The organism is Bacillus sp. FJAT-18017 (assembly GCF_001278805.1).
Classification (GTDB): domain Bacteria; phylum Bacillota; class Bacilli; order Bacillales; family Cytobacillaceae; genus Bacillus_D.
The window spans coordinates 2,751,396-2,763,903 of sequence record NZ_CP012602.1; the positions used below are offsets into that span (position 1 = coordinate 2,751,396).

Annotated in this window: 15 protein-coding genes; 2 read left to right on the forward strand and 13 right to left on the reverse strand. The window is 39.7% G+C overall.

All coding sequences use genetic code 11. The features are described 5' to 3' along the window. Positions 1 to 545: 545 nt before the first annotated feature. Both AM500_RS12865 and AM500_RS12870 read left to right on the forward strand, forming a co-directional pair. Complete coding sequence (locus AM500_RS12865) at positions 546 to 1,070, forward strand: CBO0543 family protein (protein WP_053599568.1); 525 nt, start codon at positions 546 to 548, stop codon at positions 1,068 to 1,070. A 118-nt stretch (positions 1,071 to 1,188) separates the two neighbouring features. Further along, entirely contained in the window at positions 1,189 to 1,653 is a 465-nt protein-coding gene (locus AM500_RS12870; protein ID WP_053599569.1) for a hypothetical protein, read from the forward strand. Positions 1,654 to 1,801: 148 nt separating this feature from the next. On the opposite strand, the gene AM500_RS25025 is transcribed toward AM500_RS12870, so the two are convergent. The 13 genes from AM500_RS25025 to AM500_RS12930 form a co-directional block, all read right to left on the reverse strand. Continuing rightward, positions 1,802 to 1,936, reverse strand: a complete 135-nt coding sequence (locus AM500_RS25025; RefSeq protein ID WP_082347221.1) for a GTP cyclohydrolase I — start codon at positions 1,934 to 1,936, stop codon at positions 1,802 to 1,804. A gap of 160 nt (positions 1,937 to 2,096) precedes the next feature. Beyond that, positions 2,097 to 3,536: an SLC13 family permease gene (locus tag AM500_RS12875; RefSeq protein WP_156319809.1), complete on the reverse strand. Its 1,440-nt coding sequence runs from the start codon at positions 3,534 to 3,536 to the stop codon at positions 2,097 to 2,099. Positions 3,537 to 3,544: 8 nt separating this feature from the next. Continuing rightward, positions 3,545 to 4,732, reverse strand: a complete 1,188-nt coding sequence (locus AM500_RS12880; protein ID WP_053599571.1) for a glycerate kinase family protein — start codon at positions 4,730 to 4,732, stop codon at positions 3,545 to 3,547. Positions 4,733 to 5,187: 455 nt separating this feature from the next. Further along, a complete protein-coding gene (locus tag AM500_RS12885) occupies positions 5,188 to 5,994 on the reverse strand; it encodes a hypothetical protein (RefSeq protein WP_053599572.1) in 807 nt (268 codons plus the stop codon). Positions 5,995 to 6,012: 18 nt separating this feature from the next. Further along, positions 6,013 to 6,357 carry a hypothetical protein gene (locus AM500_RS12890; protein ID WP_053599573.1) on the reverse strand — a complete coding sequence of 115 codons (345 nt, stop codon included), beginning with the start codon at positions 6,355 to 6,357 and terminating at the stop codon, positions 6,013 to 6,015. A gap of 108 nt (positions 6,358 to 6,465) precedes the next feature. After that, complete coding sequence (locus tag AM500_RS12895; protein WP_053599574.1) at positions 6,466 to 6,939, reverse strand: hypothetical protein; 474 nt, start codon at positions 6,937 to 6,939, stop codon at positions 6,466 to 6,468. Between the two features lie 29 nt (positions 6,940 to 6,968). Further along, positions 6,969 to 7,316, reverse strand: coding sequence for a hypothetical protein (locus AM500_RS12900; protein WP_053599575.1), 348 nt, complete (start codon positions 7,314 to 7,316; stop codon positions 6,969 to 6,971). Positions 7,317 to 7,420: 104 nt separating this feature from the next. Continuing rightward, positions 7,421 to 7,759 carry a hypothetical protein gene (locus AM500_RS12905; protein WP_053599576.1) on the reverse strand — a complete coding sequence of 113 codons (339 nt, stop codon included), beginning with the start codon at positions 7,757 to 7,759 and terminating at the stop codon, positions 7,421 to 7,423. Positions 7,760 to 7,869: 110 nt separating this feature from the next. Beyond that, positions 7,870 to 8,214: a hypothetical protein gene (locus AM500_RS12910; RefSeq protein WP_053599577.1), complete on the reverse strand. Its 345-nt coding sequence runs from the start codon at positions 8,212 to 8,214 to the stop codon at positions 7,870 to 7,872. Between the two features lie 30 nt (positions 8,215 to 8,244). Further along, positions 8,245 to 8,592, reverse strand: coding sequence for a hypothetical protein (locus AM500_RS12915; protein ID WP_053599578.1), 348 nt, complete (start codon positions 8,590 to 8,592; stop codon positions 8,245 to 8,247). Positions 8,593 to 8,623: 31 nt separating this feature from the next. After that, entirely contained in the window at positions 8,624 to 9,844 is a 1,221-nt protein-coding gene (locus AM500_RS26115) for a hypothetical protein (protein WP_053599579.1), read from the reverse strand. Positions 9,845 to 10,392: 548 nt separating this feature from the next. Next, the gene (locus AM500_RS12925; RefSeq protein WP_197282592.1) at positions 10,393 to 11,574 is read right to left on the reverse strand and encodes a cyclically-permuted mutarotase family protein; all 1,182 of its coding nucleotides are present in this window, start codon (positions 11,572 to 11,574) and stop codon (positions 10,393 to 10,395) included. Between the two features lie 61 nt (positions 11,575 to 11,635). Beyond that, positions 11,636 to 12,484, reverse strand: a complete 849-nt coding sequence (locus AM500_RS12930) for a MurR/RpiR family transcriptional regulator (RefSeq protein ID WP_331457318.1) — start codon at positions 12,482 to 12,484, stop codon at positions 11,636 to 11,638. Between the last annotated feature and the right edge of the window lie 24 nt (positions 12,485 to 12,508).

Consider the following 12,508-nt stretch of genomic DNA (forward strand, 5'->3'; position numbering starts at 1 on the left):
GTTAATAACCACCCTCAAATTTGCTGCTATGTAATTTTCTTTGTACACACACCTCGAGTCTGGGTCAGACTCCTAATACTCCCTCATTGAAAAAAAGTAATAAATAACTTGCGGAGTCATTGGTATATGATCATGAACACGCTGAAAAATTACTAGTCCGGTACATGAGCATGACTAATTGATAAATAGTCCGGGTCAGACCCTTACTACTCCTTCATTTAAAAAATAGTGATAAATAGCTAGCAGAATTATAGGTATATGACCATGAACACGCTGAAAAGTTACTAGTCCGGTACATGAACATGACTAATTGGCAAGTCACTAAGCCGTAACCGCTTTTTTTTCCTTTAGGCACCTCTTTAGGCTATATTTCATTTCGGAGAATTCAACGTCCATTCGATTTCTTAAAAGCCAGCAATAGCAGGTCCATCCATAGGAGTTCTCCTAAATGGACAGAACTAAATTTTATTAGAGCCTATATCATTTGTATGTGTATTGAATTTTTGGGAAAACCTACCGTTATAATTGATAAGGGGTTTTAGTTAATGCATTTCCTTTTAAATTTTCTGTTCGTTTTAGCAGCTTTTAAATGGGGAGATTGGAAAAACTGGCAAAAGTATTACCCTACATGGCTATTCTTTGTTGGCGGTGATCTTTTTAAAAATGCCCTATTGCATGATTACTCTTTCTGGACTTATAAAGAAACCATTCTTGGCAGCAGACTATTATTCGGACACTTTATTATTGATTTACTAATTATGACTTTCGCCTATTCATCAACCTTGCTTATCTACCTTGGTAAATTCCCCGATTCTCTTTTTAAAAAAATTGGCTGGTTTTTACTTTGGGTTTCTATTTATACCAGTATAGAATTTATTAACTTAGAATTTCTAAATTTAATTGAACACCATAGGGGCTGGAATATAGGCTGGTCAATTCTATTTAATCTGGTTATGTTTTCAGTTTTAAAAATTCATATGAGTAACCCCTTATTATCATGGATAATTTCCTTGGTATTTCTACTTTTTCTGTTACTACAATTCGACGTTCCCTCCTGGGTATTTAATTAAGTGTAACTTACAGGATGGAAATAGTATCTGGTCTTTAGGAAACATTTTTACATAAATGGTTTAAGCGAATGTAAAAATTAGCCATAAAGCATACTGTTGTTAAGTAATTGGAGGAGCCATGATAAAATTTTTACAATATGCCGCATTAATTGTTCCTTGGTTCTCTTTAGGGTTTACCACCAGCGCAAATAGAAAAAAGTACATGCCCGTTACAATCTTTGGTGCATTAATTATGACAGTTGTTTTTCAGATAGCTCATCAATACGATTGGTGGGTAATTAAAAAATCAATTGTTCCATGGGGGTATATGAGCGATGTTACATTTATTTATGGGCTTTTTGCTGTAGGCACGTTTTGGATCTTTCGTTTTACTTCAGATAAATTCCCAATGTTTATTATTCTTAACGCTGTTATGGACTCTTTAATGAGCTTTGTAATTCTTCCTTTACTAGGAACGCTAGGAATCGCCCACTATAAAAATATATCTCCGTGGCAGTACTTTTTGGTTATTTTCGGAATTTCTTTTTTACTATGGATTTACCATAAATGGCAAGAGAAAATATTTAAAAGTGAAAATAGTTAATAACATGGTTCACTGAATTAAGAATACCCCGCTATTCCTTTTCGTTAAGATCTAACTAAAATGACAATATCTCAAAGATCAGAGCCTAAAATTATTATACTAATTAAAAGAAGGGCAAGAGTGAAATTTATACTCTTGCCCCGATACCTTATTTACCACCAAGTTGTAAGGAAGAAATCACCTCCTGCTTATCAATGTCCCCCTTAATTGCGGTGGTGAGGGTTGTGGATCCGTGTTTTTTCACTCCCCTGACAGCCATACCCAAATGTTCTGCTTGAACCATAACCAAAACCCCTCATTAGAAAATCCGCAATCTGCCCGGTAATCCATTCTTGTTTGCATCCACCCCCGCTTGTTCGACCAAACCAAGGCATGAAGTTTTGACAGAGGACGCACATTGTTCCTGTTTGAATCGTCCACTACCTTTCAAAAACCCACGCCCCCTACAATTGCATCCCGGTCCATTGCCAATATGAAAAATAAAACAGCATGATGGTCAGGATATAAACAGGCATTAAGATAATACTTATTTTCACTAGATCGCTTGCATGATAGGAAACTTCCCCTTCTTCATAAAAGAGAAGCAACGCTTTGGAGCTTACCGGTACAGTTACACAATAATTCATTCCTATCAGACTCAAAAAAACAACTGTCGAAGGATTCACCCCAATCGCTTGACTGAATACCAATAAGCCTGGAATCAAGACGATCGCCCGAGTCGTATGCGATGTAATATATAAATGACTCGTTACAGTGACCAGCAAGATTAGTAAGACAATCACCCATTCCGGTGCACCTGTAAACCAATTCAGAACATGCAAGGTGTTGTTTTCAATCCATTTGACGATACCCGTATCGACCAATACTTTTCCAAGCGCGGTTGCTGCGGCAACAAAGAGTATCAAATTCCATGATACCGAATTGATGCCTTGTTTCCAGCTGATCACACCATAATTCGGCAGCATGATTAAGATTGCGCCAATCATTGTAATGAACGCGATATCATAGCCATGGATATGCTCTGTCATCCATCCAACAATTAAAATCAAAATGAAAATCATCGTCTTTTCTTCTTTGTCATTCATTTGTTTGTTAAGTATGTTCTCCTCTTCAGTTGAAACAGGTTCAATAACCTTCTTGCCGCCTTTAGGCCATAAAATCCATCCTATTAAAACAAACGAAAAAAGTGTAACCACTATAGCAAACGGAACTCCCCATACGAACCACTGGATATAGGAAATCGATTGGCCCGCTGTACTTTCCAATAAACCTATTCCAATTAAATGAGACCCCGCACCAATTAAAGTTGCTGATGTACTCATTAAGATAATCACAGGGGCTAAAACCGCTATAACACGTTTTTCTTTATCAGTGAATTTCTGGCCCAGCTGCTTTATGATCGGCATGGATAGGGCTGCTCGTCCAGAAGTTGAAGGAATAAAGAAGGCGGAAGAGAATATTACCGAACTTAACGCAAAAAGGACTCCGCTTTTTTTAGTAGATTTACTAACTATGAAAAGTGTCAATCGTTCCGCTAATCCGGATCTTTTAACTGCCTCGCCAATAATAAATGAACCAATCATCAGCCAAACCACTTCCTCAGAAAGCGAAGCGTATAATAAATCCGGTTCTCCTGCTTTCACCAGTACGATAAATACAATTAGGGAAAGCGCGATTAACCCAGCGGGAATCTTCGTTGTGACCCATAGTATCATTGCTGATAAAAAGGCAAATAAAGATATTTTCGCACGATAATCGAGACCATCTATCAATCCAATAGTTAATAAAATAAAAATGTGTATACCTATAATCACTTTTGACTTCCTTGGAAGCTGAGTTTTCCATGCTGCAAAACGGTTATCCTTATAAATATGTTTCTCCATTCGTGTCATCATTTTTGTAAAACACTCTCTTTAAGGAACTTTCTTTCAGCAATTCCCCATCCAATCACAATTTGCCGCAATACTGATTCTGTTGTTTCCTCAATCCATTGTGGCGCTTTCCTTATTGCCTTTTCAAGAGAAGTTGGTTTTGGGATGATACTGCTATAGGCATCAATTCCTGCATGATAATTCAGCTCGGCGCCTTTACCGATTGTCCCTGTAATAGCTATTACTGGTATGTTATTTTCTTTAGCAATCCTCGCGACTTCCGCCGGAATCTTCCCATTTGGTGTTTGAAAATCGAGACTGCCTTCTGCTGTAAAAACAACATCTGCTGAAGAAATTGTTTCGGATATTTTTATGTAGTGCTTAATGATTTCAAACCGTGGATGTAATGTGGCACCCGCGAAGGCAATCAGTCCGGCTCCCAACCCCCCGGACGCCCCGCTGCCTGGCATAGTCCTTACATCCATTCCAACTGTTTCTTGTATTAAATCTGCATAGTGCTCCAAGGCTAATGAAAGTTTTTCAACTTGTTGCGGAGTTGCCCCTTTTTGCGGCCCAAATACGCGCGCAACACCCTTCTCCCCACACAAAATATTTTTCCAGTTACACGCGACATCAATCGAAACGTCCTCCAATCTTCTGTCTAAATGGGACACATCAATAGATTCCGCTTTCAGCAGGTCTTCTCCGCCATTGATGGTAACGTGATGTTTTTCTTTATCAAAAAACCTCGCTCCCAGTGCTTGTGCCATTCCAGCTCCGCCATCTGATGTACCGGAATCACCACATCCGATTAAAATATTATCAACGCCAATATCAAGCGCGGAAACAATCAACTCTCCTACTCCAAAAGTAGTTGTTTTTAAAGGATTTCTCAAATCTCTAGGCACGAGCTTCAATCCTGCAACAGCTGCCATTTCAATTACAGCCGTTCGCTTGCCATTCTCTACAAATATCCCAAAATAACTTTCAATCTTCTCGCCAACAGGTCCTGTGACGTTCTTATATATCAGTTCCCCGCCTTTTAAGTTAACGATTGTTCTAGCAAACCCTTCACCGCCATCGATCATCGGAATAACTTCCATTTCAATCGATTCATCAAACCGCCTCACACCACGTTCCATCGCCAAAGCTACATCCTCCGCATCCAAACATTCCTTAAATCCTGACGGCACAATTACAATTTTCATCTCTGTATCCTCCAATACTAGTTTCGTTACTATTAAATTACCTTTTGAAAATGAGAGAATTAGGAGAGGATCATTAGGAATTAAGGAAAAATAGATTAGAATACTAAGAGAAGAAGTAGGATAAAAAGTAGAAAGCGAAGAGTAAAAAAGACGTCTAAAAGTTCATTGTGAAATACCGTTTAAGTTGCCAAATAGAAAAGGGATTTAGATAAAGATATCTAAATCCTTGAAGTAGTTCTATAGTGCAAATCAAAACAAAATACTTTCCACTATACGCAAGACCTATATAAGTTCGGCACAAAGATATGTGATCTCCTGGTTGATATGTCCAGCGGCCTCTGTATGTACACCATTTCCTCTATCTGCCAGGCGCTGTTTACACTGCTTTCGACATTTTGGACAAAGTTCTCTGCCTTGCAAAAGAAGTGTGCCCCAAGAAATGACGTATTGGCCAATTATTGAGCTCCGGCCCTCTCAGCAATGAAGCCGACACCATCCACCAGTTTGTTCCACTCTTCAAGGGTTTCCAGCTTGATATGTACTGGCGTTTCCAGATGGTCTGTGTATTCCGCTGTCCAGATGCCATTGTGAGACGGCAGGAAAAACAGGATGTTTTCAAGAAGCGGGTTAGCATCCACATCGGGAAGATGGAAAAATGAAATATTGTACAGCGACCATTGCTGCTTTTCCAATGCAGCAAGGAACTGCTCAAAGCTCTCCTTTTCATCCTGCGAAAAGCTGGTCTTCTTCCATACCTTTTTTACATTCCTCGAATCGCTCAGCCAATCGAATGCTTGGTCGCTAAGCGAGAACGAAGCCGGTTCTCCTGTCCCATGGTGTGTAAACTGGTAGTAATCCTTGATCATGCCGGGAATTTCATCCTGGTTGATGTAGGCAAATTCATGGATAACATTCTTGACTACCAGGTTGGACAGCCAGGTGCTGCCTTCAATATGGTGAATCATCAAAAGATGCTGCTGGGGAAGATTAGAGCAACGGATCATATACTTTGAATCGATAAAAGACTGTACAAACCGAATCATCTCGTCACTGAGCGGAGTTTCCTCACGTGCATCCCGCTCGTCATCCCATATTCCTTTCAACATCAACTGGTGGGCGGTCGCATCCATGATCGCCTCCCACTCCTTTGTGCTTCGTTTGCCCATCGAGTTTTCCGCAATCCCTTTCGCCATGCCTGGTTGGCCGCAAAGGGTGACCAGCAAGGCAAGCTCTTCAGTGGTGCAGGAAAGAACAGGTTTCATCTCATACACTCCATTCTATTAAAGTAGTAAATTCAGAACTTCTTTAATCAATTGGAAAACTAGCATCGCTGCGATTCCTCCCCCAATGAGCACGCCAAGAAAAGCAAGTCGCCAGGTAAACCTGTTATACTTCTTTTTGAATCGAAATAACTTGTAAAAGTAAGGCCCTGCTCCCCAAATGAATGCCATGAGAAAGTTGATTATCTTTTGCAAGACATTTTGGGGATGTTCCCAAGTACCCCAATCATAATAATCTACCATGACACTGCCCAGTACTAGGACAGTCAGCGAAATCCCCCAATGGAACGCCCACCACAGCATAATAAAGTCCAAAAAAACTGTAACAAACGCTTCAATACCCACACTAGTTCTCCACCTTATGTAAATCTCTTTAGCGTAGAAGGTAAACCGCAGAATCAGTTTTTTTGTGGGACCAGCAAATACAGATTGTATGTATCCGCTTCTCATCTATTAAAATATGAAATTCTTGGCCGCGTTTATTATCTCGAATACAATTAAAGCTACTAATCCACCACCAAGGAGGCTTCCAAGGAAGGCAAGCCGCCAGGTAAACCAGTTATACTTCTTTTTAAATCTAAGTTTTTTATAAAAGTACGGACCGACACCAATTGTGAATTTCATGATAAAATTGATTATTTTATTCAGAATATTTTTAGGGTTCTCAAATGTTCCATAATCATAATAGTCAACCATGACATTTCCTAATAGAAGGACTGTCAGTGCATACACCCACTGGATGCCCAACCACAAACCAATACAGTCCAACAAAATAGTAACAAAACCTTCAATGCTCACACTAATTCTCACCCTACAGAAGTTTTTATCTATAAAAACAGAAAGTTTAATATCGCTATGATTATTTTGAAGACCCCACCATAGGATGAGAATGTCCAAAAATATCGTAACAAATCCTTCAATACTCACACTAGTACTCACCTAACAGAAGTTTATTTTTATAAAAACAGAAAGTTCAGTGCCACTTTGATCATTTGGAAGACTAGCATTGCACCGAGTCCGCCGCCAATGAGGAGGCCAAGGAAGGCAAGTCGCCATTTATACCAATTGTATTTCTTCTCAAATATAAATTTTTTATAAAAGTAGGGCCCAACCCCAATTAAAAACGCCATAATAAACGTAAGGGTCTTCTGCACGATATTTTGGGGATCTTCCCATGTTCCCCAATCATAATAGTCAACCATTACACTGCCCAGCAACAAGACAGTCAGTGCATACGTCCACTGGACGCCCCACCATAGGATGAGAATGTCCAAAAAAATCGAAACAAATTCTTCAATACTCACATCAGTTCTCCAACTAATTCAAATCTCTTTATTTGCAAAGAGTAATAGCAAAGCCAGCACTTTTTGGTACAGGAAAGAACAGGTTTCATGTCATGATCTCATTTCTATAAAAATAGGAACTTCAGGACCGCTTCAATTGCAAGGAAGACCAAAATTGCAGCAATTCCGCCAACAATTAGCACGCCAATTAGTGCCAGCTTGCGTATCAGCCAGTTGTATTTCCTGAATTTCTTGTAGAAATAAGGACCGAACCCGAAGAAAAAACTCATTAAGAAATTAATTAATTTATGTAATACATTTTGCGGATGTTCCCATGTTCCATAATTGTAATAATCGACAATCACTCTTCCTAACACCAGGACAACAAGGCCATATCCCCATTGTACCGCTAGCCAGAACGAGATTATATCCAAAGTCCATCTTACAATTTCATCTATGCTCACAACTAGTTCTCCACCTTATATAAATCTCTTTAGCGTAGTGGGTAAACCGCAGAATCAGTTTTTTTCTATGTGACCAGCAAATACAGATTGTATGTACCGCTTCTCATCTATTAAAATATGAAATTCTTGGCCGCGTTTATTATCTCGAATACAATTAAAGCTACTAATCCACCACCAAGAAGGCCTCCAAGGAAGGCAAGCCGCCAGGTAAACCAGTTATACTTCTTTTTAAATCTAAGTTTTTTATAAAAGCACGGACCTACACCAATTGTGAATTTCAAGATAAAATTGATTATTTTATCCAGGATATTTATAGGGTTCTCAATTGTTCCATAATCATAATAGTCAACCATGACATTTCCTAATAAAAGGACTGTCAGTGCATACACCCACTGGATTCCCAACCACAAACCAATAATATCTAACAAAATAGTAACAAAACCTTCAATGCTCACACTAGTTCTCACCTTATTAAAAAGTCGTTTCTATAAAAATAGGAAGTTCAGGACTGCTTCAATGGCAAAGTATGCAAGGGCTGCTGCGATTCCACCCCCAATAAGAACGCCCAAGAAAGCAAGCCGCCAAGTCAACCAGTTATACTTCTTTTTAAATCTAAATAATTTGTAAACGTAAGGACCCGCCCCAACAAAGAACGCCATGATAAATGTAATAATCTTTTGCAAGGCATTTTCAGGGTTTTCCCATGTTCCCCAATCATAATAATCAACCATTGTACTGCCCAACAGGAGCACAGCTAGCGCATATGTCCACTGAAACGCCAACCACAAGGCGATACACTCCAACAAAATTGTAACGAATCCTTCAATACTCACAACAGTTTCTCCACCTTATGAAAATCTTTTTCTAGTTAAACCAACTTTTTACCGATTCAAAGCCGTTTTCAACACCCTTGAAGATTGTCCCGCCAAGGTCTTTACTGACGGCCCCAATTTTCGAACTGAACACAGCCCCGGCCAGCCCTCCTGCAGCTCCTCCGACAATTACACCAATCGGTCCGCCAACTGCTCCTCCTACCAGGGCCCCCAACTTGGCGGCGGTTCCGATTGCTGCAACATCAGCAAAAAATCCGCCAGCACCCCTTCCTATTCTTTCCATTTGGCTAAGATGAGCATTTTTCGAGTCAAAATATTCGGAGAAACCAGCTCCTAACGAGATCAGGGTTCCTGCAACCGGAATTCCTTTTCCGAGCCTGGTAAATCCCTTTGCATCTGCCACCGTGCTCGCCACTTCTTTGGTCCCCATTGTAATCCTTCTTTGAAAAGAGTCCGCAAGCGTCGTGGCTTTCATGACGGTCGCATGCTTCGGGAAGCCGGCGGCATGCTTCAATATGGCAGCGGGACTCGTATAGGATGCAAGAGCATTCCTCACCATTTTTCCAAAGGGATTACTAGTTTGCGAGCGGGCAGCATTGTAAAGGAAACGAGCTGTTTTTGAGCTGTACCCGCCTTTACTCGTCCACGACGAATCGGCTGTGACTGAGAACTTATAGCCGCCCTTTAGGCGATTCCAAAAGTTCGGTTTCGCACCGATATAATTGATGCCAAGGTTTCGCGCCATAAATAAGGACCCTAACACGGAAACGGTTTGGGAAGCAATCAGTGCTTTATCAAAGCCGCTGATTTGTTCATTTAGGTCGTTAAAATATTTAAAAACGCGATACAGACCTTCCGAGTCATTCTTGGAAGGAATCTCACTCTTTGTCTGTGGTGATTTTTGACTCTCGTTTGCTCCTTTGCCTCTCTCAGCCTGTTGTGCTTGAACTACATGCCACTTCGCCACAAGATCTTGTGCTCTCCTGTTAAGGTGTTCATCCACAGCTGTATACCTGTTCATTGCGTGGTCAATGAACCGACAGAGTTCATTGAGCTCTGTTTGAAGCTTATCCATTGATTGGACGGTTTGAGACAATCTTACCCCGATATTTTGGCGGCTTTGAATAGAATGGTCCAAGGAATTTTTCACAGATACAGTCTGGCTGACCACGTCACCGAGTTTCCCAGATTCTCGTTTAATATGGGAATTTGAGCTCCTGACAAGAGCTGGATTAATATGTATGTGTGACACGAAGGCGGCCTCCTCGAAAGGTTTTAACTGTCGCTAACTTGTTAACTATATCATTTTATCATAAACCTTTGGAAAAGTAGGAAGATAATGTTAAATGGATTTTTAGTTCTATAGTAAAATTTTAAAGGCGCTAGTTTGCCAAGTTCTGCTAAGAATAAGAGACTATAGAGTTGAAAGGCTTTTGCTATATGGATTGCATATAGTTTTGCGAAGACCAGGGAGGGAGTATATGTAAGTCAAGAATATCAAGGAGCATCTAAAGAAGAACAACAGTAAAAGGGCTGTGTTTTAAGCAGCCCTTTCTTTACCTAATGAATATCGTACTAACATATTGATATGAACATAGAAGTGTACCAAAAGAAGTGCTTTTTTAATGACACATAACTCGACTATTAAAGCAATCAAACCGTATCTTCATTTCCTATAAAACATTCGTCATTAGCTCTGCTAGTTTTACACTACTTAATTCGCAATGACTTCTCCTGCTTTAAACACCAATGTACTCTGTTAGCTTATCCGCGAGTGGGTCGTCACTTTTTGCAGGAGGCCTACTGGTTTAATAAGGTCCCCGAATAAATTGCGTTCGTTCTTACCCCAGGCTTTATTTCTCCGTTTATCGAAAAGATTTGTTTACCCATTAACACCAAGCCTTGGCCACAAGGTGCATCAAATGGAACCTTTCCGATCGATCTCCAAGTATCCTTTTTTGCATTATAGATTAGTATATGTTTATTCCAATTAAACTCATAAGGATCAGCGGTAAAATACTTCGTTCTAAAGGCTGCTAATTCTTCGCCTTCCAATGTATTTAAATTTTTCACAGCATGGTCATATACTTCTTTATTAAATCCACCAATAACGAGCATTTCATCTTTATTTAGTTTGACAGAATTTGCTCCCAGCAGGGATATTTCTTGATCATCCACTTTTACTGAAGAAACCTTTGACCAGGTGTTTTTCTCAATATCATATTTATATCCATCTGTATAAGCAATCGATCCTCCGCCACTAAACACATACAGATTTCCGTTTAATAGTTGGGCGACACTTTGATTCCGGACACTTTCGCCTGGTATGGATGCTAATTCTTTAGTCTGAGACGTTTTTAGATCATATTCATATAGCTTAGTGCTATCCTTGCCATTTTGCTGGCCGAGCCCAATATACAATTTGCCATCTTTCTCAACTGCTATGCCATTATTGATCGTAAATGGCAGGTCTCCTACTTTTTCAACTTTCAGCTTTTTCTTTTTATCAATCGTCAGGAACAGGATGTCGTCAGCATGTTCACTTTCAGGGCTTCCGCCAATATAATATACACCTTTATCTGTCGTGATTGACGAACCGTATCCTATCTTATGATCAAGATTCGTATGTTCGACCAAAGTTAGGCCGCTATCTTCCTTTTTATAAACATAAATATCAGAGTAATGTTCCTTTGCTCCTCCATTTAGGACGGATTCATAAGGAAAATTCGCTCCTCCTCCAACAATTAAATAATCTTTATAAGATCCTGATAACACTCCTGCAGTTCCTATGTTCTTATCGTATCCCTTTTGTGCTTCCAGTTCCCCCGCATGTTCCCATGTGATTCTTTCTACTGATCTTACCTGTTTGGAAGCGTTTGTTTTACTCTCTACTTTTGCGTTTTCGGAAGCATTCGCATTCGTCCCGATATAACTTCCCATAACAAGCGTTAATGCAATGGCTGCAATCAAACCCTTTTTCAAGACATTCCCTCCCCGTTTGTCGCACCTAATTATTTATCCAACATAGCCTATTATTTAAAAACTAGTAAAGCTTGCTTGATAAATGTTTAGATGTTTTCATGTTAATCTCATTGGCGGTTTCAAAATTTTGCATGGCTATTCCCGTACATAAAAGGTCAATAAGGTACAATTGAGAAATCTTAGATACTAAAGCTCCACTATCTAATGGACTCTCCTTCGAAGATGATAATAATACTAAATCTGCAAACCTTGTTAACGGAGATTTAACATAACTCGTTAGAGCAATCACCTTTGCCTTATTTCCCTTTGCAATTTTCACAGCATCTACAATGTCTTTTGTGCTTCCGGTAAGGCTAATCGCAATGACAACAGTTTTCTCCGTCACACACGAAGCTCTCATGATTTGAAAATGCGAGTCGGTTACAACATCGGCATGTTTTCCGATTCTCATTAAGCGATTTTGCATATCCAATCCGGCAATTCCTGAAGCCCCAATCCCGAATATGACAACATCATGCGATTGATTGATCATCTCAATTCCGGCTTGCAATTCTTCCAATTTGACGACTTCGGATGATTCATTGATAGCCTGGATCATCGTATTTCTGACTTTTTTAATGATCGTTTCATGGTCGTCTTTTTGCGCGGCCAGTGAGACTTCCTGTGCTAACAAAAATTTAAAATCCTGGAACCCTTTAAACCCCAGTTTTCTAAAAAAACGTAAAACTGTGGCTTCCGCTGCACCACTGGCCTCCGATAACTCAGTTAAAGAATGATAGAGCACCTGTTGAATATGATCACGGATATATTCATATATTTTCGTTTCTGATTTCGTAAATGTATGCTTATTTTGCTCCATTACAATGGATGGTTTAATTCCCTTCATATTTTCCATAGAGTTCATTGTCATTTCATCCACCTCCAAAATTGAAAA